The following is a 25856-nucleotide window of genomic DNA, read 5'->3' on the forward strand; positions in this document are numbered from 1 at the left end:
AGTTCTTTTAGTTGTTGATTTCATAACACTCTCCAATTTTGGGGGTGGAAAGTGTCAACCTTATTTAGGACGGCACAACCATTTAAATCTAGAATCCAGAGAGAAAAGGGCCTTTTTTCTTGAGTAAATTTGTTTAGGGTTATGAATAGTGCATTGCGGTTCCCTAGGCTCGTCAAAGGGTCGCTGAGCGCCAATTTTCTATGAAAATGGGATTCACGATAAAAGAAATAAGTTAAAGAGATAATCGACAAAACAAACGTCGCAAACAACATATATTGTGCTTGCATTAAGCGCTGGGTTTGACCTTTTTGTGCTTCATAAGCTTTACTGCTTAGACGGAAGTTTTGATTAACGAAGTCTATTAAGCCTAAATATAGTGTTTGAGTTGAACGATAAAATGCAGCAGCAGCTTGGCTATCACCTGTTCTAGCTTCTACTAGTTGTTTTTCTAGCTCTTTGAACTCTTCAAAAAGGTTAATGAAGTAAAGGTGCATGTTGTTCCGAGAAAAGAACTTATTGGCTTTCGTGCTACTGGTCAATAAGTCAAAGCGACTCCACGCTAACTCGTATTGAAGCTCTGCACCATCAATATTCAATACGTTTTCATCTAACCGTCTGGCCTCGCCGACAAGTTCTGATAGTTCTTTGGAGAGTTGGAATAAAAACCAAGTCGCTTGTTTTTGTTCGTTATTAAAATTTTGTGAGAGTGAACGTGTTTGCTGTAAAAGCACGACATTCGCGAGAAGCAAAGAAACGGCAAACACCAGCAGCAGCATTTTGCTGGTGGTAGAATATTGCAATATTCTTTGTTTCTTAGAATAGGGTTCTGATAACTTCATTCTTATTATTTTTCTTTTATTTCATTTACTTGCCATACCATTTGCGCATGATATTTATTGTAGTTTAGCTCTGGATAGAGATTGAGTGGATATATCACCCAGAAAGGGCCTTTATTCCTGACTTTTATGTAATTCTGATCTTGTTGATAAGCCAGTATTGGTTGATATCGAAGAATATCTTGTCGGGACAATGTCGAGTGATAGTCGTTTAAGCTGCTGATATCAACCTGCTCTGGTACCTTTCCGTAGACGTGTGTAAGAAGCGTGCTGAGTTTAACGCCTAAAAACTCTGACGAAGCAGGAAGCCAAGGCAATGTCATCGTGTAGCTAGTGGTAGGTAAAGCTTGGATCTCTTCCAGTTCCAGTATGACACTAGGCTGCTGGCTACTACTAAATACGATCGTATTTGCAGACAAGAATGGCGCAACAAAAAACAGACCTAGCGCGACTATCTTTTTCATCATATGCCCTTTTGAGTTTTATTCTTTTTTCTTAGCTAGGACAAAGGTGCTAGCGGTAATTTATTTATAATTATAGAGCCAACCGGATGAGATTTTATAATACGTTATGTTTCAAAAATAACTGTCGGTTTACGTCACGTCAAGGTTATTAAGTTGCTTCTTAATTAAAAGCTCAGAGTATTGGGATGATGGTAGAGTTTCGTAATGATTTCGCGGTATTTAATTGGTTTTTAGTGCAACTTTGTGTCATTTTTAATAAAGATACTGTGTCGGAAATGAGAATTTAATAAGGCGAGAAATGGATGTCGAATTTGTTCTTAAGTTACATTATTTTACATATTTAAATCATCGATATTCAGATATGTATTTGTTAGTACGTAAAGAAAATAAAGTCACCTAGTTTTGGTGACTTTATTTTTTATTTCATGAGCTTACTTAAATTAACTATGCAAACAAATATTTTGCATGGAAGTTGAGGTGCTCTTCAATAAAGCTTGAGATGAAGTAATAGCTATGGTCATAGCCTGGTTGCATTCTCAAGGTTAGGTTTGAATCGTGTATTTTTGCCGCAGCAATCAGCGCTTCCGGTCTAAGCTGCTCATTTAAGAAGCCATCAGCATCACCTTGATCAACCAAAATTGGTAATGGTGATTGTTGTTGTTTTAGAAGTTCACTTGCATCGTATTGCTTCCAGCTTTCAAGCTCCTTGCCTAAGTAAGCAGTAAAGGCTTTTTGTCCCCAAGGGCATTGCATTGGGTTACTGATTGGACTGAACGCTGAAATAGAACGGTACTGTTCTGAATTTTTCAGACCAATGGTGAGCGCTCCGTGGCCGCCCATACTGTGACCGGAAATTGACTTCACGTCAGAGACTGGGAAGTTACTTTCGATGATCGCAGGCAACTCCTCAGTCACATAGTCGTACATACAGTAATGCAGTGACCAAGGTGCTTGCGTCGCATTAAGGTAAAAGCCAGCTCCTTTTCCTAGGTCATAGCTTTCGTCGTCAGCGATACCTTCGCCTCTCGGACTTGTGTCTGGTGCAATGATCGCAATGCCAAGCTCGGCCGCCATACGAAATGCGCCCGCTTTCTGCATAAAGTTCTCATCGGTACACGTTAAACCAGAGAGCCAGTATAGCGCGGGTACGGGATTTGATTTCGTTGCGTTAGGTGGCAAGAATATCGCGAAGCGCATGGTGCAGTTTAGGGCATTGGATTCGTGTGTATATTGCTTGTGCCAACCGCCAAACACTTTGGCTTGGCTTACATTTTCAATGGTCATGAATAAACTCTCTAATTAGCAGAAGGAATTCAGGCTCCCCAAAAGGAGAGCCTGAGGCAGCATTATTGATCCATATGGATAACTGTTCGGATGCTCTTACCTTCATGCATCAGATCAAACGCTTTGTTGACGTCTGCTAATCCCATTGTGTGGGTAATGAACTCCTGTAAGCCGAATTCACCAGCCATGTAACGGTTTACGATTTCTGGAAGCTCAGAGCGACCTTTAACGCCACCGAAAGCGCTGCCACGCCATACACGACCAGTTACCAGTTGGAATGGACGAGTTGAGATCTCTTGACCTGCACCAGCAACACCAATGATGACTGACTCACCCCAACCTTTGTGACAGCACTCAAGTGCTTGGCGCATCACGTTTACGTTACCGATACATTCGAATGAGTAGTCAACACCACCGTCTGTCATTTCAACAATCACTTCTTGAATTGGCTTGTCGAATTTTTGTGGGTTGATGCAATCAGTTGCACCAAGTTGTTTCGCTAGGTCGAATTTGCTTTCGTTGATGTCTACACCGATGATGCGGCTGGCACCAGCCATGCGAGCACCGATGATTGCAGAAAGACCGATACCGCCGAGACCAAAGATTGCCACTGTGTCGCCTTTTTCAACTTTAGCTGTGTTTAATACCGCACCCATACCAGTGGTTACGCCACAACCTAGAAGACAAACTTCTTCAAGTGGTGCTTCTTTGTTTACTTTCGCTAGTGAGATTTCTGGAAGAACCGTGTACTCAGAGAAAGTAGAACAACCCATGTAGTGGAAGATAGTTTCGCCGTTGATAGAGAATCGGCTTGTGCCATCTGGCATTAGGCCTTTACCTTGCGTTTCACGAACGGCCTGACATAGGTTCGTTTTGCCAGATTTACAGAACTTACACTCACCACATTCAGCAGTGTAAAGTGGGATAACGTGGTCGCCAACTTCAACGCTTGTTACGCCTTCGCCAACCATTTCAACGATACCGCCACCTTCGTGACCAAGGATTGAAGGGAAGATACCTTCAGGATCGTCACCTGATAGTGTGAATGCGTCAGTGTGACAAACACCAGTTGCTACGATGCGTACTAGCACTTCGCCGGCTTTTGGAAGTTGTACATCCACTTCTTCCATTTTAAGCGGCTCACCTGCAGCCCAAGCGACCATTGCTTTTGATTTTATGTGAGTTTGACCAGGTTTGATTTCAAGCGACATTGGATGTTTCCTTTATATTTTCAGTATATGGAGTGACGTAATAAGCGTAGTTAAGGTTTGCTTACCGCGCTTCGTCGTTTTGTTGGTGCTCATTTTAGGTGTTTCAGTAAAAATGATAATCCGTCCATTTTGAAAATGATTTTTACATATGCGTAATAATGATAAGGTGAGCGTGTAAAAAGAGTGCGATGCCTCCTTAAAGCGGAAGGGAAATGGAAAAGGTGATTGACCTGAAGTTAGATAGAGGGGCTAAAGTAGAAAACTGTCAAACCATCAGCTAAGTAAGAGTGATTATGAATAAGACGGATCTGAGTGCCTATTTAACCAAGCTAGGCTTGCCTAGTGAATTGCCCGCCGATTTGGAGTCATTGCACAGAATTCACGTGGCGCAGCATCGTTGCCTGCCGTTTGAGAATTTTGACATCGCATTGCAGCGAGGCGTCTCTGTTGAGATTGAAGATATTATTCAAAAAACCGTGTACCACTCTCGCGGTGGTTACTGCTTTGAATTAAATGGTTTAATGCTTGATGTGCTCAACACTCTTGGGTTTGAAGCGCGAAGTTTGCTAGGGCGTGTACATGTGTCTGGTACACCAACAGGTCGTAGTCATCAAATCACGTTAGTGACGTTAGAGGAACAAACATGGATTGTCGATGTGGGTTTTGGCTCCAATACCCCTCGAGCGCCATTGCCATTTATCCTTGACCAAGTGATTCAGACGGATTTACAAACCTTCCGTTTTGTCAAAGATGCTCAGTTTGGTTATTTCCTCCAAGTGCTTTCAACCGATGGAACGGACACGTGGAACAATCTATACAGCTTTGACCTAGAGTTCGTGTGTGCTGGTGACATTGCATGTAGCAACTTCTTTACCTCGACTTCACCTAATTCGCGTTTTACTAGCGCAAGAGTCGCTGCTAGAGCGACAGAAAGTGGGTTGGTGACGCTGCTTAACTACACACTCAGATGCACCAATCATGAAGAGCTAACAGAAATAGAGCTAGAGCCAGGTCAAACCTACCTGGATGCGTTGAAAGAATATTTTGGCATTGAGCTTGATGCGCAATACGACGATCTTCGTCCGTTACCTGACGCGTAAAGTTTTCCAGTTTTCAAAGCGTAGCGCGACGAGAACAATGTAATCACTATTTGTCTAGAAGAGGTCGACAGGAATACAGCATGGCGAATTGGGAAGGAGTCAGCGAGTTTGTTGCCGTAGCGGAAACCAACAGCTTTACAGCTGCCGCGGCTAAACTGAAAACGTCAGTGGCACAAATCAGTCGCCGCGTATCGGCACTTGAAGAGCGTCTTGCGGTTAAGTTACTGCATCGCACGACGCGAAAAGTTTCTCTGTCTGAAGCTGGACAGCTTTATTATCAGCAGTGCAAACACTTGGTCGAAGGGCTAGAACTAGCTGAGCTTGCTGTAACGCAAATGCAAACCGAACCGCGAGGTTTGCTGCGTGTGACAGCGCCTGTGACCTATGGGGAAATGAACCTCGCACCGCTCTTGCATCAGTTTTTGGAGAAGTACCCGCGTGTGGACCTCGATTTAGTTCTGACCAATCAAAAACTGGATTTGATAGAGCAAGGGGTAGACGTGGCGATTCGTCTTGGCCGCCTGCAAGATTCCAGCATGATCGCAAAGCGTCTTTCGTCGCGTCAAAATTACGTGTGTGCTAGCCCTATGTATTTGGAGCGATTTGGCGAGCCTCACACATTATCCGAACTGGCTCGACATCAGTGCCTAGTTGGTTCGGTCGATTATTGGCATTTTAAGGAAAATAAACGCGATAAGTCTTTGCGCGTATCGGGGAGAATTAAATGCAATAGTGGTTTTGCGCTAATGGGCGCCGCCAAACGTGGTTTGGGTTTAGTGCAGTTGCCGGACTATTACGTTCAAGAAGCTCTAGATAATGGTGAGCTAGTCGAGGTGCTGACCGATTACCGAGACGACCGTGAAGGCATTTGGGCACTGTATCCACAAAGCCGAAATTTATCGCCCAAAGTGAGGTTGTTGATCGACTTTTTAGCGCAGGAACTAGCGGATTAGAGTTTTCATGAACTTTAATACAACTGAAGTTGCTAAAACGCCCGGTGATGCCGGGCGTTTTTATTAGGATGAGAGCTGGAATCGAAAAGACATGAATCACTATTGGTTGGATTCCGCGTCTTCACGTTTAATCACTTTGTGCCCATCTTCAGACACGCCTTGCTTCCAATAGCTGCTGATGTAGATATTCTCGCGATCGACTTCTTTCTCGTTGCGGAAATATTGGCGCAGCGCGCGCATTGAATCGAACTCACAGGCACACCATACCGAAGCGTTACCGTCTAACCACTCGAGTTCGCGAACGCTATCAGCCAAGGTTTGCTGTTCAGTTAGCCAAATCAACTCCATACCGGCTGGCGCGTGTAGGGGTTGAATGTCGGCTGGAGACATCACGCTGATCACAGCGTAGCCTTTGGCCTCTTCTGGCAACGTACGAATTTTCGCAGAAAGCGCTGGAAGTGCGGTCATATCGGCAGCCATGAAGAACCAATCCGCCTCAGTATTTAAGTTGGAGATGCTACCTGGCCCAACAATGCTGATCGTGTCGCCTTTTTGCGCGGCCATTGCCCAACGCGCTGCAAATCCGCATTGCAGATCTTGCGTTACGTGTCGGACGAAATCCACTTCGATTGAACTGGTTTCTGGATGAAAGCGTCGGATAGTGTAGGTGCGCATGATTGGTCGGTCGTCTTCTGGCAGGATGCTCAGATCCGCGCCGCCCATATCGTTAAACAGTAATTTGATGTAACTGCCTTCGCAGTCACGAGGAAAGTGGCTCAGCGCCTCACCTTGCAAGGTAATGCGCTGCATGTTTGGAGTGATGGTTTCTGTGTCTGTGACAACAAGCGTTTTAGGTTGAGGCTTCTTTTTCATTGTTACTTTACTCGATAATTATTCTCTTTCTCATTTAAAGATTATCAAGTTCCCTAACAAGAGGGTAGCGTCTTTAAACAAATTTACACTGTGAATTAACGCCAAAGCCTCAAGCAAAATGCAGTATCTGTCCTTTCCCAATTACGTAAAGTGAGTCGTTTTTTAACCCAAAATAGACTTATATCATTGGAATCGTAGACAAAAGCAACAGCGCAGCCATGCTGTAGTTGAACCCCTTAACGCGTTTATCGGTGGTCAACCAACGCTGCAATTGCATACCTGCCGCCGTCCAAAATGTTACCGATGGCAAGTTAGCTAAGCAGAAGATACCGGCGATAAAAGTCAGTTCGAGCCATGCACCGCCACTGCTGTATACCGTAATGGCCGTCAACGCCATCGACCAACCTTTTGGGTTCACCCATTGGAATGCAACAGCCCCTAAAAAAGACATCGGGCGAAAATCGTGTTTTGCTTCTGTTTTGTCGCTGGTGGCGATTTTGTACGTCAAGTACAGCAAATAACTCAAGCTCAACACTTTCAAAATGGAGTGTGTAATTGGATATGCGTGGAACAGGCTCATCAAGCCAATGCCCACCAAAATTAGCATGGCACCAAAGCCAAAGGTAATGCCCAACATATGTGGGATAGTGCGTTTAAAGCCGACATTTGCCCCTGAGGTCATCAACATAATGTTATTGGGACCCGGCGTAAAAGTGGAGACAAAAGCGAACAACGCCAAAGCGCCCAGTTGATGATATTCCATAGATTGTTCCTTGAATCAGTTCTCGATAAGTTGAGAACAACTATAAGTAGAACTGAGGTCAATATTGTGCTTTTATTTGATGATTAGAAACTAAATAAGCAATGAAACATCATGATGGATAGATTTGACGAAAGAATATTGCAAGTGCTCAAACGAGACGGAAGAATCTCCAATGTGGAGCTGTCGGAACGCGTTGGTTTATCTCCGTCTGCAACCTTACGCCGAGTGCAAGATTTAGAGCGTAAAGGCGTGATCAAAGGCTACCGAGCAGTACTGGATAATCAGCAACTTGGCGTGGGCTTTGTCGCTTATGTGTCGATTGGTTTGGCCTCGCACTCTAAGCAGGCACAGCTGGGTTTCGAAGAGCATGTGCGTTTTGTAAACGAGGTGGTGGAATGTCACAACATTACGGGATCTAACGAATATCTCATACGCGTAGAGACGCAAAATCTCGCCGCTTATAAAGCGTTCCATGCTGATGTGTTGGGTGAGTGCGAACACGTCAAGTCGATCACAACCATGGTGGTGATGGACACACCAAAAGACGAGCGATAGCCAAACGAGAGTGACAGTTTTTGTGGCACATGAATTTGAAGTGACTCGAAAGAGTCAGTCGAGTATGAGAATGGTTCACAACAAATGCTGGAAAGCAGATGGCACTCTTACAATTTCCATATTTATTCTCACCTTCTAAATAATCCCATCCTGCTAGTTTTGCTTAAACCGCTTGTGTTTCAGAGCGGCGAGTCAGCAAAATTAAGGATGAACGATGAAATCACATGTAACACTTCCTCTTTTGAGCTTAAGCGCTGTTGCCGCATTGAGCTCATTTAACGTCAACGCCCACGGCTGGGTAGAATTTCCAAGCGCTCGTCAGAATACGTGTTATTTAGACGGTGGTTTTTGGACCAACGAGATCCCTAACCAAGCGTGTAAAGCGGCTTTTGAAGAATCTGGCGCGTATCCGTTTGTGCAACGCAGCGAAATCGCGGCGAACGTACCAAATTACCGAGATATGGAGCATGTGAAAGCCGTGGTTCGCGACGGTGAACTGTGTTCTGCCGGCGATGCGGCTAAGAAAGGCTTGAACATTCCTTCTCCAAACTGGCAGCGCACCAATGTTACGCCAGATGCAAACAACCAGATTGAATTGGTGTTTTACGGCAAAGCGCCGCACAACCCATCGTACTGGGAATTCTATCTCACCAAGCCAACTTATGATGATTCAAAGCCTCTTACTTGGAGTGATTTAGAGCTGATCGACACCGCAGGTGATGTGTATGTTGATGCGGAAAAACGCTACCGTATTCAGGTGACTTTCCCTGCTGATCGTTCCGGCGATGCGGTGCTTTATACTCGTTGGCAGCGCATTGATGTCGCTGGGGAAGGTTTCTACAACTGTAGTGACATTACGTTAAACGGAACGAGCACGACGCCACCGACTGACCCTGTTGATCCAACCGAACCGGGCAACAATCTGACATCTCTAGGCTACTTTGTTCAGCAAGGTTTTGGGCCAGTAGAAGCGGGTGATACCATTCGTTTCCGTACGTTTAATGCGACAGGCAATGAAATTGTCGATATTTCACTACCAATCAGTGCAAACAATACGGCGACTTGGGCGGCAGAAATTGCGGATCAATTTAATGCGCAGCAAAGGGGTGATTGGTACGTGGGCATTTGGCATCAAGAGATGAACCACTACATGTTCGACAGTAACAACGTGAATGCAAACCAAGTATTAGCGCCAAGCGCAGACTTCAGTTACGCGTTGTCATTGATCAAAGCGGATGTCACGCCACCAGTTGAACCAACCAACTTGTGGGACAAGACAGCCGTTTACAACCAAGGTGATGTGGTGACACACAATGGTAAAGAATGGACTGCCCAATGGTGGACGTCTGGTGAGGAACCAGGCACAACGGGTCAGTGGGGTGTATGGCGTTAAGCCATTTATTCGGGCCCTGAACAATAAAACCCTTCTCACATGAGAAGGGTTTGTTTTTTTCAGTCTAAAACGACCACTTTGGTTGAGTGGCTGTCTTGAAAATCAGAGCACATATCGTTATTCGCTTGCTCTCCACTCGCTCCAGTTGAGCATCGCGTAGTCTGCCAGTTTGAGCATCGGAATGTCTTCATGCGTATCACCGTAGGCATAAACAGACGCAAACTCGTCGAGCAAAAACGCCGCTTTCACGCGTGAGACTTTTCTTTCTAAACTGCAATCACCTTGCTGGTAAAAGCCACTCAGTTTTGGCTGTTCTGAGATCAGTTCACTGCACAGCAAGTGGTAACCGTTCGCCTCACACCAAGGCTTGAGATACGCATTGAGTGATGCCGACACCACTACGATGGTATCGCCTCGATGTTGATGCCAAGCCAGCCTGTCCATCGCTTCTGGCCGTAAGTACAGCGGGATCACTTCATGGGCAAACTGAGTGCCAATCGCTTCAATTTTCTGCGTTTCTTTCCCTGAAAATGCAATAAAACTGCTGAGAGGGCGCATAACACGAGCGGGTAACACTCCGAGTTTGTACAGCGCATAAAATGGCATGATAGCGACCTTTCCTACTCGTTTGCGCAGGCCATAAGCAGAATAGTGGAGGAAAAGGCTAAACATATCCTCTCGGGTGATGGTGCCATCAAAATCAAACAGTGCCAGTGACGGCTTAGTAGTATCGAGCAAACTCAGCGCCTATTTTTTGGTTTAAGATCGTTTTGTGTTTATTGATAAAACACCGCCAACCAGATGGTTTCTTGCGTTGGGTCAGTCCAGCTCACTTTGTGTTTGGTATGAGCTGGAATCGTAACGTGATCGCCTGCCTCAAGTCGTTGCACGACACCTGATTCAAAAGTCAGCTCTCCTGCTCCTTTAAGAACCAAGACCCATTCATGTTCTTCTTGATCGTACCAGCCACTTTCGGGCGAGGTTTGCCCCGTTGAGACAATGCGTTCTATACGCAGGTTTTTGTGGGTCAGCAGGTCTTCGAACACTTCCTCGTCGAGGTTATTCGGTAAGTCTTTAAACAGGTTCATGGCCTTTCCTTAGAGAATGATCAGTCCAAAAGGCGCAAGCAATTGCTCTTGTTGCCAATCACAAATTTTAACACCAAACAGAGAAACGCGGCGAACATCCAGCCCGTCTAGTTCGACATGAGTCAGATCACACTGCTCAACGTTAAAGGTTCCCCATTGTTCTGGCGAGAATTCGCAGCGAGATAAATCCGAGCCTTTGAGAGTTGCCCCTGCGAGGTTCGCACCGTTCCAACGGTTTTCAAAGAGGTCACATTTTTCTAGTAACACTCGCTCGAAGTTACAGTAGGTGAGGTTGCAGCCAGTAATAAAAGCAGAACAGAAAAACATGGTGTTACTGACGCGATTAGCAAAGTTCGCACCTTGGAAGTTTGCCCCTTTGAGATCGCACTTACGTAGCTCCAAGCCCATACAATTTGCGCCGTTAAACAGGCTCATCGCCAACATGCAGTTCGTAAAGCTAGCGTCTTTTAAGTTCGCGAAGCGAAAACTACACCCTTCTAGCGCTTTGGATTCGATAAAGCGACAGTCGATGAACTTAGCATCGCGCAGATCGGCATGGTCGAAACAGCACATATAAAAGTGGCAGTTTTTAAAGGTAGCATTCTGAAAATCGTGATGAGAAAAGTTTTCTCGTTCAAAAATGAGATCGGTTTTTAACATGTCTTCTCCTTAGCTGCGAGCAGACTAGCACTCCAAGTGACTGATTTTCCAGAAAAATAACTTCTTGTATTTCAGTGCTTTACAAACCCCTCAAATCGCGATTTTAAGGGGGCAAACGAGCGTTTTAAGTGGGTTGTTTTTTGAAAATAGAAGACGTAGAGGACGAAAAAAGTTTTTGCTGGCTACGAGCCTTAACGAGAGGATTCGCATTTATGGGTATGCATGGCAACTCACACGCACAGTTTGCATTACAGAATTGTATCCTATTTGCATAATTTGTTGATCAATATGGCGTTTCTCCATACAAAAAACCTATATTTTTCACAAATTGATTTCCATCAAAATAGTAGGGTTTCTATGTGCTAGATTGCGCACAGCTCAAAAAGATATAGATACCCGTGTGCTTCAAGGCGCTGAGTTCACTTGAAATCTCAGATCAGTTAGCAGGCACCCCTTTGGGTACGACATAACGAAGCCCTACGAAAGGAAATAAAAATGAAAAAAACAATCTGCAGTCTAGCAGTGGTTGCTGCACTCGTGTCACCAAGTGTTTTCGCTCATAAACAAGGTGACTTCGTTCTTCGTGTTGGTGCGGCGTCTGTCGTTCCAAACGACAGCAGCGATAAGATTCTTGGTTCTCAAGAAGAATTGAAAGTGGATTCAAATACGCAGCTTGGTTTGACGTTTGGCTACATGTTTACAGACAACATCAGTTTAGAGCTTCTAGCAGCAACACCATTCAGCCACGATATTTCAACAGACTTGTTAGGTCTTGGTGATATCGCGGACACCAAACACCTTCCACCAACGCTTATGGTGCAGTACTACTTTGGCGAGCCACAAAGTAAGTTCCGTCCATACGTGGGTGCAGGTCTCAACTACACCATGTTCTTTGATGAGGGGTTCAATAGCACGGGTAAAGGCGCTGGTCTTTCAGATCTTAAGTTGGATGACTCATTCGGTCTAGCAGCGAATATTGGTGTGGACTACATGATCAACGATCAATGGTTCCTCAACGCTGCTGCGTGGTACGCAAACATTGAAACAGAAGCAACTTACAAAGCAGGTGGAGAGAAGCAAAAAACCGACGTCAAAATTAACCCTTGGGTATTTATGATCAGCGGCGGTTACAAGTTCTAAGAAAAACCAGTAGTTACACGCACATTACTATTATTGGCATGACTTTGGGGGCGGTTACGGGGACTGCCCCTCTTTTTTATCCTCGTTTTGATTGCACATCATTTACTCCACTTAGCAACATGCAAAATTGGATCTTTACCTTGCAGATCATTTTATTGTCGGAAGATCGAAAAGTCCTACACTGATCACATAATTGAACAAGTGGACAATATAAATGAGCGACGACATCGCAAAGCATTCCTCCTCCAGATCTAAGCTGGTAAAAACTCTTTTCTTTACTCTCTGTGTTATCGCATTTGGTGCGATGTATTGGTCTTGGCAGTATTCAGACAGTCACCCAAGCACGGAAGATGCCTACGTTAGGGCAAAAATTTTGTCGGTAGCGCCTCAGGTAAAAGGCCAAGTGGTTTCCGCGGATGTCAAAGACTTCCAATCTGTTAACAAAGGTGACCTACTGCTGAAGATAGATTCACGCCCATATTTGTTGGCAGTAAAGCAAGCAAAAGCGGCATACCAATTGGCGGTCCAGCAACATGATGTTGCCGATAAGCAGGTAACTGAAGCTGTTGCGGGCTTAGATGCGGCGCGCTCTAACCTGATAGAAGCGCAAGTGGAGTACAAACGTACGGATTCCTTGGTGAAACGCAAACTGGCGTCGAACCAAGATTTAGATACGGCAAAAAACAAACTAGCCAATGCCCAAGCGAGCCTGGAGCAAGCGCGCGCGACGGTAGAAAAAGCCATTGCGAACCGTGGTGAAGAAGGCGCAGAGGCTGCGGTTGTTCAACAAGCGGGAGCACAGTTAGCGCAAGCAGAGCTGAACTTGAGCTACACCGACATTACGTCACCAGTGGATGGCATTGCCGGTGAAATCAATACGCACGTAGGCTCGGTCGTTAGCGTGGGTCAAACGCTGTTCCCTGTGATTTTAAAAGACAGCTATTGGGTACGCGCGAACTTTAAAGAAACCGATCTTACTCATATTAAACCTGGCATGCATGCGGATGTGGTGATTGATATGTACCCAGACGTGGTGTGGAAAGCAACGGTAGAACAACTATCGCCTGCGAGTGGTACATCGTTCTCCTTGATGCCACCAGAAAACGCAACGGGTAACTGGGTTAAAATCAAACAGCGTTTCCCTGTACGTTTGGCATTAGAAGTACCGGCCGATGCGCCGCAACTTCGCGTGGGTGCGAGCTCAGAAGTCACCATTGATTTGCAAAGTAGCGTGCAATGAGCCATCAAATTACGGCAGACAAACGGGGGATTGCCACCGTCGCCGTGATGCTTTCTGCCATCATGGTGTTAATCGATATGACCGTTGCGAACGTGTCGCTATCGCACATGATGGGCGCGTTGGGCGCAACGGCAGACCAAATTACGTGGGTGTTGACGGGTTACAGCATGGCGGAAGCGATCTTCATTCCGATGACCAGTTTCTGGGTGTCGCGTTTTGGTGAACGCAAAGTCATGTTGGTTGCTGTGATCGGTTTTGTGATTGCCAGTGCGCTTTGTGGGCAAGCACAGTCTCTTGAAGAGATGGTGCTATTTCGCATTATCCAAGGCGCTTTCGGCGCGTCGGTGATTCCATTGGCGCAGTCGACGTTAGTGCAGATTTATCCGTATGAGCAAAAAGGCAAAGCGATGGCGATTTTCTCCATCGGCATTTTGCTTGGTCCTATTTTGGGCCCAGTTGTGGGTGGTGTGATCACCGACAACATTAACTGGCGCTGGATTTTTTACATCAACTTGCCATTCGGTTTGATCTGTACCTCTTTGATTTATCGCTATATCCATATCGACAACAAATCCAAACCTAACTTTGACTGGTGGATCATCGGTTACATGGCGTTAGGTGTGGGCGCGTTGCAGTTTGTGTTGGATAAAGGGAATGAAGACGACTGGCTCGACTCACGTATGATTCAGACGGCGATATTGCTCGCAGTCATGGGATTGGTGATGTGGATATATCGCAGTTGGAAAACCAAAAGTCCAATAGCGCCATTGTGGCTACTGAAAGACCGAAACCTTATGGTCTCGTCATTGATGATTGCCGTGGTGTCGATGGCGATGTTTGGTCTGACGACTCAACAACCAATGCTGTTGGAAAGCTTGCTGGATTATCCGGTCTCAACCACTGGTTTATTAATGGCACCGCGTGGGTTGGCGTCAGCGGCGATGTTGATTTTGGTGATTAAGCTCAATCCGCAATTCGATCCCAGAATCAAAATAGTCTTTGGCTTGAGCTGCATCGGGATTGGTAGCTATTTGATGACGCAGTACTCACTGCAGATCGATACATTTTGGATTGTGATGCCGAGTATGATTCAGGGGATGGGGCTTGGTTTAACCTTCTCGACGCTATCCACCTTGGCGTATTTAACGATTCCGAAAGAGCAATCTGTTGCGGCGGCGAGTATTTACAATCTGTTCCGTACCATTGGTAGTTCGTTTGGTATCTCTATCGCAACCACGTTCCAATATCGTGATAGTCAGCAGCAATGGCATGCGCTGGGAGAGGGTATTAATCCTTATAATCCTAACTTGCATGACTGGGCGGCCAATCAGGGGCTTTCCATTACCGACCCGGTTGCGTTAGACCAATACCAACAGATGTTGCAGCAGCAATCGCAAATGGTCGCGTTTGTGCACACCTTCCAGCTTGTGGGAGTGATGTTCGTGATCATGATGCCGATGCTGGTTTTCATTCAGTCGCGTGAATAACATGAAGTTCCGGTGAATAGTGTAAGAGAACGCCTCTCAAGTTGTGTCAGCTTGAGAGGCGTTTTTTATTGGACAGTGCCAGTGAAAGAAGGACGTTTACTCAAACGTCACTTCGTCAAAATGCGGATTGGTTTTGAGCGCGCGCATTGCGACTAATTGTTCAGTCGGGAAGGCGGTGTGCTCACCATCCATATCTAAAAACAAGCACTCTTGTCGCTGCATTTCGTAGCCTGTGTCGAACGCGTTGCCCTGATGAGTTTCACCATTTTTTAGTGTGATCTCGATAGGGAGCTTAAACATACAGGCGATTTCAATAAAATCGTATTGGCTGCAAGTCACCATAGTTTTCTCCTTTCAAACCGACGCAGTATTCAGAAGGTTTGAGAACCGTATCCTTAAATAGAAGACGTTTGATTGAAACTGAATCTTCATCTTACACCTCATTTTGGTCACGAAATAGACATACACGCACGTTTTAATAAACCTACTGTTGAGCGTTCGCAAGCGAGACAAAACTACGATATGTCTGAAACGATACTTAAGCGCACATACCTAACGAGTGAACAAAAGACACAAAAGCCAAGTTCACTGATTTCCCCTCAAACCTACGATGCGCAGTTGGCGCACCGTGTTCACCACTCGCCTCAATTTGAAAACGGCCGCGTTAAAAACGAGATGCCAAATGTCCCTAGCCCGCAATCATTCTGGCAGGTGTGTTGGAGCTATCTTGGTGGTAGAACGCCATTGAGTCCTAACGAACATCTGCCACATTTCCCAATTCAACCTACGCAGTTTGCGCAGCGAAGTGAATCGATGCGCGTTACTTGGCTGGGCCATTCCACCATGCTGGTGGAGGTCGATGGCATTCGAATTCTGACTGATCCGGTATTTGATTACGCTTCTCCGTTCATCGCAAAAGCGTGGTTTGAACGCAATATTCCCAATACCCATGCCAGAGATTGTTTGCCGATTCCTGAAATTATCGTGATTTCGCACGATCATTACGACCATTTAGAAGCATCGACCATACGTTTCTACGCCGATAAACCCGTGACTTTTTATGTACCCTTAGGGGTTGGCAAGCATCTGATAAAGTGGGGCGTTTGCGCAGACAACATCGTGGAATTCGATTGGTGGGATAGCGTGCACTATGCCGGAATCGAACTGATTTGTACGCCTGCTAACCATAATTCGGGTCGTACTTATTTCGATAAAAACTCGACCCTGTGGGCTTCTTGGGTCATCAAAGGCAAAGAAGAGACGCTCTATTTTAGTGGCGATTCAGCTTACGATTCGCACTTTTCCGAGATCGCACTGCGATGTGGACCAATCGACATTGCCTGTTTGGAAGTGGCTGCTGATGTGAAAGGCCAAGGTTATCCGGTCGAAAACTGGGGGCACATGCAGGCTCATCATACCGTGCAAGCGTTTCGCGATTTAAATGCGAAAAAACTGTTGCCCGTGCATTGGGCTACATACGAGCTATTTACTCACCGCTGGGACGAACCGATTTTAGATTTGCTTACCCATTGTCAAAAAGAACATATAACGCTGCTGACGCCAATGCCGGGGGAGAGTTTTTACGTTCATCAAGAACATATAAATAAACAATGGTGGCGAGAAAAAGAAATAGGTGAGCCAGATATAATTTTGACTTAATAATATGTTCTTACTTCAATAATTATTTTAGAAGTTAACCTTGTTATTTTCAGAATATAACAAGGTTTTTTACTCGCTTACTCATCAATCACTTGAGGTTTTAACTCGACGACATTTCCTTCCGGATCATGTATATAGAGTGATCTACCGAACCCTTGTGCGCCATACCGCTTCGCAAACTCTTCGGTTTCAATGCCGCGCGCACGCAGATATTCCAGTAATTCATCCTCGGAAAAAGGCGCCAATTGCAGGCAAAAATGGTCAATATTACGACCATTTTGAACTGGTGGCTTACCGCCGAGTTGGCCCAATTCGCTGTCTACCGTCACTACATCAATCAATGCGTTACCTGCCCTAAGTTGAGTTAAACCAAGTTCCGTTACTTCGCGTTCGACAGGGCAGCCCAAAATGTCTCGATAGAAATGCAACATAGCATCGAGGTTACAGGTCCTTAAAACAACATGATCAAGCGCTTTGATGGCGATTGGATTTTTGGTGGGCATGCTTCACTCCTTTTTGCATTGTGTTGAGGTAAGTATAAAGTGACCTTAAAAGTGGTGAGAGAAATGATCAAATTCCAGATGTTTTTTTGCTAGAGCGAGTGCAGAAACACTGCAACTCAAAGCAAACAAAAAAGGCTAGCGTATTGCTAGCCTTTTGGGATATGGATGGGGCTATTACTCGTAATCAGAAGCGTAAGTTTCTTCGTAAGAGTGTGAGTAAAGCTCGAATAGGTTGCCGAATGGGTCTTCTAGGTAAACCATTTTCGCAGGCTTATTATCGTCTTCTGGGTGGTAACGCATGATGTCCATGCGAACTTTGCCACCTAGTGCTTCGGTGCGTTTGATAGCACCTTCAAAATCGTCTGTCTGTAAACAGAAATGGAAGATACCGATGCGAGAAAAATCCACTTCATGGCGCTCTTGACGTTCTTTCATTTCGAATAACTCAAGGCCGATGCCATCACTTGTCACAAGGTGCGCAATGTTGAAGCCTTTAAAGCCTTCCCCAAAGACCGCAATACACATTCTGCCAATTGCCGTTTCGCGTTCTTCAATCACTTTCGTGTTGCCCATAACGACTTTTAGACCTAGCGCTTGCGTGTAAAACTCAACCGCTTTGTCCATATCTCCGACCATAATACCGACATGATTCATTTTCATTTGTTTGCTCCCAACATGTGTGTTTGAACGTTGTCTTGTTTCGATGTGGGAGAGTATATGGCGTGATGTTGATTACATGAAATTATCATAAATTATAAAAATGATAATTTTATTTAATGCTATGCATGTTGGGATTGAGTTAGTGAGCTAAGGCCTCAACAGCTTGCCTCACCGAGGTGAAATGAATCTTGATAATACACCGTTGCGCGAGGCTGAATTCATGCGATTGGATTAATGACGTAACCTCTTCTACGGACAGCGTTCGTTCTTTTAGGTGTAAAAGAGTGGTGTTCGAACCATTGTTTTTCAATTCAAACGTGTTGCCATTTGAGTCAATAACGTAATCATCTTGCCCAAAAATGAGGGCTTCGCATTCAGAGTCTAAGTCGGACTGGGAATGCGTGTAGATCAGCTCATCGTCGCCGTCTAGTTTTAGCAAGCATGGCCAGCATACTGCGTGGTCTCTCATGGTTAAATCATTATTCATTGTTATTTAGAAACTTGACCCAGGTTGTTGCAAAAACGCTAACTCTTCGGGAGTGCTCTCTCTTCCCAGTATCGCATTGCGATGAGGATAGCGCCCAAACTGGTCGATGATGGCTTTGTGTTTTAGCTCAAAATCGTAGTTATTTTCAAGCCCTGATGCGCGGAACAATTTTTCAGCTTGGACATGAATGAGGCGAGATTCGCTGTGCATAAACGGCATGTACAAAAAGCTTAGCTGCTCAGGCGCGAATTCTTTGTCGTGACCTAACCGAATTGCCTCTTGAGCCAATGCTAATGCGAGTGGGTCTTGTGCAAACGCTTTTTGGGTGTTGCGATACACATTACGTGAAAACTGGTCGAGGACGATGATTTCGGCCAATCGTCCTTGTGCGCTGTTACGCCAATTAAACAGTTCACAACGAGCGGCTTGTTCTAATACCGAGGCAAATCGCGATGCAATACACTTGTCCAGTTCTGGGTTGTTTTCAAACCAATTTTGGGGCGATAGCTCCTCGAACCAAAATTTGATGACTTCTTGGTACATGGATCTTCCTTCTTATTGCATTAGCTAAAGAATAAAAAGCCAGAAGGCGAGCTCCTGGCTTTATGCGTGTTATCGACCGTAAGTCTCTACGATGTAACGTTCAAAATCGTCACACATTTGTTCGTCAGAGATGGCGTTGCTTGCCAGCTCTTTACTGCCGTCGACGACTTTAATCGCGGCGTTCAGTGAAGCGACTGATGCTCGCTCTCGCGTCGCAAGTGAGTCGATTTTCTTCTGCTGCACTTCCCATGCCTGTTCTGGCGACAGGTTACACACGTCTGCAAGGTATTTGGCATTGAAGCCTTCGCCAGTCAGGCTGACAATGGTTTCGTTGTGCGACAAGTGATTGCCTGCGTGCCAGTAGTGTTTTGCCAGCAGTGGGCCAATTTCTGGGTTATCCGTCAGGTAACCAAACTTCTCAAGGAAGTATGCACGGGTCTGATACACCGCCATGTGCGCGAGTAGATAACCTTGATACGCACAAGCCGCTTCGTCGGATAGCAAATGTGGAATCGCCATCAGTGGGCGAGGGCTGCATTCCAAACCAAGGATCTGCTTTTCACAATCGCGAGCCAGCTTAGTGATGCGCTCTGGCGTTAACTCGTCATCGCTCAGTTGATACAACGCGCGCTCAAAATATGGTACAACCAAGATGCTACGTTCTTCATAAGCTTTGAATGGCTGACGGCTGTTGATCATCGCTTGAATGATCTCATCAGGAACCGAATTCCCTTCATCATCCAGTGCGTATTGTTTTAGCCAATCGGCATCGGTTAACAGGCTGTCACAGAACATCGACTGAGTTTCTGCATAAGCCATTGACGTCGGCGCAAACTCCTGCGAGAAACAAGGTGCGTTCATTTTTACGTTCGCAAAGTGTGCTGCGTGGCCACCTTCGTGGAACAGCGTGTTAATGCCATCGTAGCCGCTGCCCACTTGGTCTGGTTTGGCATTACTGGTGAAGTTCACCTGCGCTGCGACCCATTCGCCTTGATTATAGAAAGAAGGGATAGGGCCGTGGCAGAACCCATTCGGGTACTTACCTTTGCGATCTAGTAAATCCAGCGTTAGCGTCGCGCCAGAGTAATCAATATTTAGGCGACCAAATGATTCTACCCAGCGTCTCAGAGATTTTGAGAACGGCACGTATGGGTCAAGGTCACGCATAACGTTACCCGCGAATGAGTAAACAAAGTTGTAGCCTGCTAGTGCGCTTGCGCCTTTCTCTTTCGCCAAGTTTTCTAAGCTGTTTAGATGCGCATCTCGCGTGCGTTGTTCGAAATCTTCCAAAATTTCGAATAGCTGCTCAGTGCTCATCTTTTCCGTTTTTTGCACGGAGTAATCAAAGAAAGTCGCATAACCCAGTGAGCGAGCGAACTGGTTGCGCAGTTTGATCAGTTCAATAAAGCCGTTTTGCAGTAGCCATTGTTCAAGGTTCAGCAACGCTTGATGAGCCGATTGGCGAACTTCTTCATGATTGCTGGTGCGAATGGTTGAGCTTAATACTGGAAGTGAACCTTCTACTTGCTCGCCGTTCTCATCGGTAAATGTTTGTACGTGGTTCTGTTTTTTCTCGAAGAGCTCAGCTTCAAAGGCAATGAGCTGATTTTTCAACGCTTGTGCTTTTTCGCCCTCGATAGCGTGAGATTCAAACATCGCCAGCCAACCAGATAGACCCGTAATGGTTTGTTGTTTCTCTTGTGGGTCGGTAATTGAGTCCGCGGCTTCAAGCTGTTGTTTGATGGCAGTAATTTGCTCGGCGTTGCTTAAAAAGCTTGTCCATGCCGTTTGTGCTTGCGTCGAGCCATCATGGTCATCGCTGATCCCCATGTAAGTTTCCCAAAAGAAATCTTCTTTGGTGCGGTGAATCGCAAGGTAACGTTGATTGAGGTCGTTGAGGTAATCCGTTGCGGTCATTTTGATCCTTCAAATGGTTTCGTTATGTAGACAGTTGATTATTGCACGCTTGGTCGCGAGAAAGGAACGCTAATCTCATTTGTCGATTTTGCATCGCGTAAAGGTGATTTTACTATTTGTTTACATTTGGGTGAGTTAATAGGAGTTATGAGCTTGCAGTGTTAAGACTGGTATGGAGTTTACAGTTTATTAAGTAATTAATCTGCGGTGCGCTATCGATGATCCTTATCAGGTGTAATAAGATTTCCATATCGTGGCGATACAGTTGGAAACGATATGATAAATAAGACAAAAGTTACGTTATTGGCGGTAGGTACGATTTTAGTTGGATGTTCCACAGTAGCGCCGGCAAGAAATGATGCGGTTGAAAGCATTCAACAAAAGTGTTCTGTGATTTTAGGCAATGATGTTGCTGGCGATCAGCGCTGGCAGACGTACAACGGCTTGCTTGTAGAATATGCCGTGCATGGCGTTAAGAGTCAGGCGCAACTGGAACGCTTTGAAGCGTTTGTGCAGCGAGTACAAAATGATGAATCTGGACAGTTAGTTACCGAGCTGATTGAAGTCACCGATTGGGGATGCTCAAACGGCAATTATCTTGAAGAGATGGGCTTGTTTATTCAAGAAGTTCAAAAGTAGAAAACCGAGCGTTAAGTCGCTCGGCTTTTCTGTTTGTGGAGCGCTTTGTGCGCTGGTTAGTCAGGACGTTTACTCCTCTGGATACTCGCCCATACCTTGCGTTTTACCTTCCGCTTTCCAATGCTCTCCAGGGGCAAATGCTTCATCGCATAAATCTACGGTGTAGCCCATTTCTGTGATTTCCTTCAAAGTGAGGTTATCAGCAATATTTGCAACTTCCCCCGATTTATTCCGTAACTCCATGTTGATCTCTCCTCTGTAGGTAGACGAGTGGCATCAATGCACAGTGAAGAATGCATTGGTAACCTTTGTTCTAAGTATATAACCCTCTGCTAAAAATGAAGGTTTAATCCACTTTTTAAATATGGGTAATTGGATAATGCTTTGAGCTGCTTCCGTTATTTAGAACCGCAGCATCGCGATAGTTTGCCATTTGTGATTTATTGAGTGATTAAACGGTCAATTTGGAAACTCGAAATGGTGATACTCGACCACGCTTTAGCACAACAAATTGTTGATCGAACCATGTCCATCATTGGTCACAATGTGAATGTGATGAACTCGGCAGGCATCATCATTGGCAGTGGCGACCCTAAACGTGTTGGGCAAGTGCATGATGGCGCGGTACTGGCGCTGAATCATGGCGATTCGCTAGAGCTTAATGAGCAGCAATGTTTGACGTTGCAGGGTGTCAAACCCGGTATCAATATGCTGTTGAAATTGCATGGTGACGTGGTCGGTATTGTTGGTGTCACAGGCGAGCCGGAGAAAATCCGAGATTTTGCCAAACTGGTTAAAATGACCGCTGAATTGACAATCGAGCAAGCCGCGCTGGTGGAAAAATTTCAGTGGGACAGACGTCATCGCGAAGAGTTTATTCTGGCTTGGATCAATGGGAAATTGACCGATGAAGAGCTGAAAGATTGGGCGATGCGTCTTTCTATCGATGTTACTCAACCACGGGTGGCAACGGTGATTGAAGTCTCGACGCCGTCGGCCTCAAAAAGCATGAAGAGTGTGCGCAATATTGTTGAACTGCTTGAATACCCAGAGCGTAACAACCTAGTTGCGATTGTCTCGGTGAATGAAATTGTGGTGTTGAAACCGTGTCATTCCGCCAAGCAGTGGGATAGCCAAGTTGAAAGTGAGCGCATTGATAAGTTGATGTCGCGTTTAAGCGATCACGATTCGCATACGTTTCACATTGCGCTAGGGCAGCTGTTTAATGAGCCTAAAGATGTCGCGTTGTCATACCAAAGCGCGAAGCAGGTATTAGCCATGGGCAAGCAGTTCTACCCAGAGAAACGTAAGTACCTGTTCGATGAACTTCGTTTGCCTGTTTTGTTAGCGCCGTTGGCGGATATTTGGCAAGGTGAACAAATTATTGATGGTGTGAAACGGTTGAAAGAGAAAGACAAATCTGGGCAATTATTGAAAACCCTAGATGCACTGTTTGAATGCAATGGCAATGTAACAGAATGCTCTAAAATGCTGTTTATTCACCGGAACACTCTGCGCTATCGGTTAGAGAAAATCACCGAGATAACAGGGCTACCAACTACCAATTTTGTGGGGTTAGCGGAGCTTTATATTGCGACTCGGCTCTCAAAAATGTCGTGATATTGTGCATCTGCACAATACGCGTCATTTTTTGACCACATCATTTGTCACTCCGCCTAAAGGAATTCTAAAGCAAACGATTAATAATTCATGCGTCCCTACATGTTGAGTGAGCCAACACGGACTCGCTCAGCAAAATAAGAATAAATGGAGTTATCATGAACCTTATATTAATCCTGCTCGGGGTGATCGCATTTATTGTGCTCACGACCACCAAATTCAAATTACATCCCTTTTTAGCGCTGATCATCGCGGCGTTCCTTGCGGCATTTGCTTACGGCTTACCGGCAGATAGCATTGCCAAAACCATTGCTTCTGGCTTTGGCGGCATCCTTGGTTACATTGGTTTGGTTATCGTTTTAGGTACCATCATTGGTGTTATTTTGGAAAAAAGTGGTGCGGCGATCACCATGGCCGATACGGTCATCAAAGTGTTGGGTGAGCGTTTCCCTACATTGACCATGAGTATCATCGGTTACATCGTTTCTGTTCCAGTATTTTGTGATTCAGGCTTTGTCATTCTGAACTCGCTCAAAGAATCACTCGCGAAGCGTTTAAAAACCTCAAGCGTTGCGATGAGTGTGGCGTTGGCAACTGGCCTATACGCAACGCACACGTTTGTGCCGCCAACTCCTGGTCCGATTGCCGCTGCGGGTAACTTAGGCCTGGAATCTAACCTTGGTTTAGTGATTGGTGTGGGTGTGTTTGTTGCAGCGGTTGCGGCGTTAGCGGGGATGTTGTGGGCGAACCGATTCCAACATGTTGAACCAGATGGCATTGAAGCCGCAGAAGAAATTCAGCAAGACTGGCAAGCACTCAAAGCGTCTTACGGCAAATTGCCAACGGCGAGCCAAGCATTCGCTCCTATTTTTGTTCCTATCTTATTGATCTGTTTTGGCTCTATCGCGAAATTCCCAAGCCTACCGCTGGGCGAAGGTTTTGTGTTTGATGTTCTGACTTTCTTAGGACAGCCACTAACGGCATTGGTGATTGGCCTGTTCCTTTCTGTTCGCCTACTCAAGTCAGACAACAAGATTGAAGAATTTGGCGAGCGAATCAGCCAAGGTATTACGGCTGCTGCGCCTATTCTTTTGATTACCGGTGCGGGTGGTGCTTTTGGCGCGGTGTTAAAAGCAACGCCGCTAGGTGAATACTTAGGTACGACGCTATCGGCGCTGGGCGTGGGTATTTTCATGCCATTTATCGTTGCGGCTGCGCTAAAGTCGGCGCAAGGTTCATCAACGGTTGCATTGGTGACCACATCGGCTTTGGTTGCGCCTATGCTTACGCAATTGGGGCTCGATTCAGAAATGGGCCGCGTATTAACGGTGATGGCGATCGGTGCTGGTGCGATGACGGTTTCTCATGCAAACGACAGTTTCTTCTGGGTAGTTTCGCAGTTTAGCCGCATGTCGGTGGGCTTAGCGTACCGCGCGCAAACCATGGCTACGCTCGTTCAAGGTGTCACGGCAATGGCATTGGTGTACATTTTGAGCCTCGTTCTCTTATAAGTCTCTGGAAATACGTATGAAAGTGGTAATTGCACCTGATTCATTTAAAGAAAGCTTAACCGCCAAACAAGTGAGCGAGGCGATCAAAACGGGTCTTGTTCGCGTATGGCATGATGCTGAGTTTGTTACGGTTCCGGTCGCAGACGGTGGCGAAGGCACGGTTCAATCTTTGATAGATGCAACTCAAGGCGAACAAGTCTTCACAACGGTGACCGCGCCATTAGGGAATGATGTTGAAGCGTTTTATGGCATCCTCGGCGACGGCGAAACCGCGGTTATTGAAATGGCGGAGGCCAGTGGGTTGCACCTTGTGCCGAGTGACGCTCGCGACCCAAAACTGACCAGTAGCATTGGTACTGGACAGCTGATCAAACACGCGCTAGATAGAGGTATTCAACGCTTAATCATTGGTTTGGGCGGCAGCGCTACCAATGATGGTGGCGTGGGCATGTTGACCGCGTTGGGGGTGGCGTTTCTTGATGAGTCTGGTCATGCAATTACCCCAAATGGAGGCGGGTTAGCGGCGCTTGCGTCCATCGATATTTCTGGTCTTGACCCTCGTTTAGCAACTTGCGAAGTGTTGGTAGCGTGCGATGTTGATAACCCACTCTGTGGTGACAAAGGCGCGTCGGCTATCTTTGGCCCGCAAAAGGGAGCGACCGTATCAGACGTCACTCTGCTCGATAACGCATTGCGCAAGTTTGGCGAGTTGACGGAACAAGCGACGGGTAAGCATGTACTGACTCGTGAAGGGGCGGGTGCTGCTGGTGGTATGGGCGCGGCCTTGCTCGGGTATACGCCAGCACGTTTGCAACCGGGAATTGAGATTGTGCTTGATACGGTCAAACTTGCTCAGCATGTTGCGGATGCGGATATCGTATTTACAGGCGAGGGTCGAATCGATCATCAAACCGCACATGGCAAAACGCCGATGGGCGTTGCTCAGGTGGCCAAGCAGTGTAATTTACCAGTCATTGCATTAGCAGGCTGTGTGGGCGACAACTATCAGGCGGTTTATGAGTGCGGCATTGATGCGGTGTTTGCTTGTGTACCAAGGGCGATGAGCTTACCTGAGGCCATGAAAGAGGCCGACGTCAATGTTGCTAATTTAGCCGAAAACGTCGCGAGAATGTGGCAAATTAAGTCGCACTGAAGGCGATGACGATATGAAAAAACTCCACCTTTGTGTGGAGTTTTTTGTTTTCAGCCCTAAACCACCTACTTCAGTAGGTGGTTATCATCCGTTTCGGCTTTGCCTGTAAAACTACTC

28 protein-coding genes are annotated in these 25856 nt (G+C 45.9%); 12 read left to right on the plus strand and 16 right to left on the minus strand.

The genetic code is table 11. From position 1 onward, the window contains the following. Positions 1-20: 20 nt before the first annotated feature. From R7P74_RS22655 to R7P74_RS22670, 4 genes are all read right to left on the minus strand, one after another. Positions 21-839 carry a GGDEF domain-containing protein gene (locus R7P74_RS22655; RefSeq protein WP_318123203.1) on the minus strand — a complete coding sequence of 273 codons (819 nt, stop codon included), beginning with the start codon at positions 837-839 and terminating at the stop codon, positions 21-23. A gap of 5 nt (positions 840-844) precedes the next feature. Next, the gene (locus R7P74_RS22660; protein ID WP_005374384.1) at positions 845-1300 is read right to left on the minus strand and encodes a hypothetical protein; all 456 of its coding nucleotides are present in this window, start codon (positions 1298-1300) and stop codon (positions 845-847) included. A gap of 444 nt (positions 1301-1744) precedes the next feature. Next, positions 1745-2584, minus strand: a complete 840-nt coding sequence (gene fghA / locus R7P74_RS22665) for an S-formylglutathione hydrolase (protein ID WP_005374382.1) — start codon at positions 2582-2584, stop codon at positions 1745-1747. A gap of 62 nt (positions 2585-2646) precedes the next feature. Continuing rightward, the gene (locus tag R7P74_RS22670; protein ID WP_017821027.1) at positions 2647-3795 is read right to left on the minus strand and encodes an S-(hydroxymethyl)glutathione dehydrogenase/class III alcohol dehydrogenase; all 1149 of its coding nucleotides are present in this window, start codon (positions 3793-3795) and stop codon (positions 2647-2649) included. A 293-nt stretch (positions 3796-4088) separates the two neighbouring features. Between R7P74_RS22670 and R7P74_RS22675 the strand changes: the two genes are divergently transcribed. Together R7P74_RS22675 and R7P74_RS22680 are read left to right on the plus strand one after the other, a co-directional pair. Next, complete coding sequence (locus R7P74_RS22675; RefSeq protein ID WP_262635701.1) at positions 4089-4895, plus strand: arylamine N-acetyltransferase family protein; 807 nt, start codon at positions 4089-4091, stop codon at positions 4893-4895. 80 nt (positions 4896-4975) lie between these two features. Further along, positions 4976-5848 carry a LysR family transcriptional regulator gene (locus R7P74_RS22680; RefSeq protein WP_017633836.1) on the plus strand — a complete coding sequence of 291 codons (873 nt, stop codon included), beginning with the start codon at positions 4976-4978 and terminating at the stop codon, positions 5846-5848. A 99-nt stretch (positions 5849-5947) separates the two neighbouring features. Here the strand turns inward: R7P74_RS22680 and R7P74_RS22685 are convergent, their stop codons facing one another. Then, a complete protein-coding gene (locus tag R7P74_RS22685; protein WP_062730859.1) occupies positions 5948-6721 on the minus strand; it encodes a siderophore-interacting protein in 774 nt (257 codons plus the stop codon). Positions 6722-6899: 178 nt separating this feature from the next. Further along, positions 6900-7484 carry a LysE family translocator gene (locus R7P74_RS22690; RefSeq protein ID WP_062730858.1) on the minus strand — a complete coding sequence of 195 codons (585 nt, stop codon included), beginning with the start codon at positions 7482-7484 and terminating at the stop codon, positions 6900-6902. A gap of 114 nt (positions 7485-7598) precedes the next feature. On the opposite strand from R7P74_RS22690, the gene R7P74_RS22695 reads away from it, so the two are divergent. Further along, the gene (locus tag R7P74_RS22695) at positions 7599-8039 is read left to right on the plus strand and encodes an Lrp/AsnC family transcriptional regulator (protein WP_031780811.1); all 441 of its coding nucleotides are present in this window, start codon (positions 7599-7601) and stop codon (positions 8037-8039) included. 214 nt (positions 8040-8253) lie between these two features. Next, the gene (locus R7P74_RS22700) at positions 8254-9432 is read left to right on the plus strand and encodes a lytic polysaccharide monooxygenase (protein ID WP_318123204.1); all 1179 of its coding nucleotides are present in this window, start codon (positions 8254-8256) and stop codon (positions 9430-9432) included. 117 nt (positions 9433-9549) lie between these two features. Here R7P74_RS22700 and R7P74_RS22705 read toward each other — a convergent pair whose 3' ends face one another. From R7P74_RS22705 to R7P74_RS22715, 3 genes are read right to left on the minus strand one after another with little or no spacing between them, the layout of a single operon-like run. Then, a complete protein-coding gene (locus R7P74_RS22705) occupies positions 9550-10170 on the minus strand; it encodes an HAD-IB family hydrolase (RefSeq protein WP_258495483.1) in 621 nt (206 codons plus the stop codon). A gap of 38 nt (positions 10171-10208) precedes the next feature. Then, complete coding sequence (locus R7P74_RS22710) at positions 10209-10520, minus strand: cupin domain-containing protein (protein ID WP_005383281.1); 312 nt, start codon at positions 10518-10520, stop codon at positions 10209-10211. A gap of 9 nt (positions 10521-10529) precedes the next feature. Next, entirely contained in the window at positions 10530-11180 is a 651-nt protein-coding gene (locus tag R7P74_RS22715) for a Qnr family pentapeptide repeat protein (RefSeq protein WP_005374358.1), read from the minus strand. A gap of 495 nt (positions 11181-11675) precedes the next feature. Here R7P74_RS22715 and ompW point away from each other — a divergent pair, with 495 nt between their 5' ends. From ompW to R7P74_RS22730, 3 genes are all read left to right on the plus strand, one after another. Continuing rightward, the gene (gene ompW / locus R7P74_RS22720; protein ID WP_064354457.1) at positions 11676-12320 is read left to right on the plus strand and encodes an outer membrane protein OmpW; all 645 of its coding nucleotides are present in this window, start codon (positions 11676-11678) and stop codon (positions 12318-12320) included. Between the two features lie 214 nt (positions 12321-12534). After that, positions 12535-13560, plus strand: a complete 1026-nt coding sequence (locus R7P74_RS22725) for an HlyD family secretion protein (RefSeq protein WP_064354458.1) — start codon at positions 12535-12537, stop codon at positions 13558-13560. Then, a complete protein-coding gene (locus R7P74_RS22730) occupies positions 13557-15047 on the plus strand; it encodes an MDR family MFS transporter (RefSeq protein ID WP_248525476.1) in 1491 nt (496 codons plus the stop codon). The genes R7P74_RS22725 and R7P74_RS22730 overlap by 4 nt, the downstream gene beginning before the upstream one ends. A 96-nt stretch (positions 15048-15143) precedes the next feature. On the opposite strand, the gene R7P74_RS22735 is transcribed toward R7P74_RS22730, so the two are convergent. Further along, positions 15144-15389 carry a Rho-binding antiterminator gene (locus tag R7P74_RS22735; RefSeq protein ID WP_258495485.1) on the minus strand — a complete coding sequence of 82 codons (246 nt, stop codon included), beginning with the start codon at positions 15387-15389 and terminating at the stop codon, positions 15144-15146. Between the two features lie 180 nt (positions 15390-15569). On the opposite strand from R7P74_RS22735, the gene R7P74_RS22740 reads away from it, so the two are divergent. Further along, the gene (locus R7P74_RS22740) at positions 15570-16706 is read left to right on the plus strand and encodes an MBL fold metallo-hydrolase (protein WP_318123206.1); all 1137 of its coding nucleotides are present in this window, start codon (positions 15570-15572) and stop codon (positions 16704-16706) included. A gap of 77 nt (positions 16707-16783) precedes the next feature. Here R7P74_RS22740 and R7P74_RS22745 read toward each other — a convergent pair whose 3' ends face one another. The 5 genes from R7P74_RS22745 to R7P74_RS22765 all read right to left on the minus strand — a co-directional run bounded on the left by R7P74_RS22745 (position 16784) and on the right by R7P74_RS22765 (position 20816). Further along, complete coding sequence (locus R7P74_RS22745; RefSeq protein WP_017634369.1) at positions 16784-17209, minus strand: VOC family protein; 426 nt, start codon at positions 17207-17209, stop codon at positions 16784-16786. 174 nt (positions 17210-17383) lie between these two features. Next, positions 17384-17869, minus strand: a complete 486-nt coding sequence (locus tag R7P74_RS22750) for a VOC family protein (RefSeq protein ID WP_025768760.1) — start codon at positions 17867-17869, stop codon at positions 17384-17386. Positions 17870-18008: 139 nt separating this feature from the next. Beyond that, a complete protein-coding gene (locus R7P74_RS22755; RefSeq protein ID WP_017634368.1) occupies positions 18009-18338 on the minus strand; it encodes a DUF4144 domain-containing protein in 330 nt (109 codons plus the stop codon). Between the two features lie 24 nt (positions 18339-18362). Beyond that, the gene (locus R7P74_RS22760; RefSeq protein ID WP_017634367.1) at positions 18363-18899 is read right to left on the minus strand and encodes a DUF924 family protein; all 537 of its coding nucleotides are present in this window, start codon (positions 18897-18899) and stop codon (positions 18363-18365) included. A 69-nt stretch (positions 18900-18968) separates the two neighbouring features. Next, positions 18969-20816: a M3 family metallopeptidase gene (locus R7P74_RS22765; protein WP_225473553.1), complete on the minus strand. Its 1848-nt coding sequence runs from the start codon at positions 20814-20816 to the stop codon at positions 18969-18971. 276 nt (positions 20817-21092) lie between these two features. Here R7P74_RS22765 and R7P74_RS22770 point away from each other — a divergent pair, with 276 nt between their 5' ends. Next, positions 21093-21455 (plus strand): hypothetical protein, encoded by a 363-nt coding sequence (locus tag R7P74_RS22770; RefSeq protein WP_258478098.1) that lies wholly within the window; start codon positions 21093-21095, stop codon positions 21453-21455. Between the two features lie 69 nt (positions 21456-21524). Here R7P74_RS22770 and R7P74_RS22775 read toward each other — a convergent pair whose 3' ends face one another. Beyond that, a complete protein-coding gene (locus R7P74_RS22775) occupies positions 21525-21698 on the minus strand; it encodes a hypothetical protein (RefSeq protein ID WP_005374332.1) in 174 nt (57 codons plus the stop codon). A gap of 234 nt (positions 21699-21932) precedes the next feature. Between R7P74_RS22775 and R7P74_RS22780 the strand changes: the two genes are divergently transcribed. The 3 genes from R7P74_RS22780 to R7P74_RS22790 all read left to right on the plus strand — a co-directional run bounded on the left by R7P74_RS22780 (position 21933) and on the right by R7P74_RS22790 (position 25739). After that, complete coding sequence (locus R7P74_RS22780) at positions 21933-23075, plus strand: sugar diacid recognition domain-containing protein (protein WP_258478097.1); 1143 nt, start codon at positions 21933-21935, stop codon at positions 23073-23075. Between the two features lie 158 nt (positions 23076-23233). Next, a complete protein-coding gene (locus tag R7P74_RS22785; protein WP_017634362.1) occupies positions 23234-24586 on the plus strand; it encodes a GntP family permease in 1353 nt (450 codons plus the stop codon). A gap of 16 nt (positions 24587-24602) precedes the next feature. After that, positions 24603-25739 carry a glycerate kinase gene (locus R7P74_RS22790; protein WP_258478095.1) on the plus strand — a complete coding sequence of 379 codons (1137 nt, stop codon included), beginning with the start codon at positions 24603-24605 and terminating at the stop codon, positions 25737-25739. The last annotated feature ends 117 nt before the right edge of the window (positions 25740-25856 follow it).

The sequence above is a fragment of the Vibrio sp. 2033 genome (assembly GCF_033339735.1).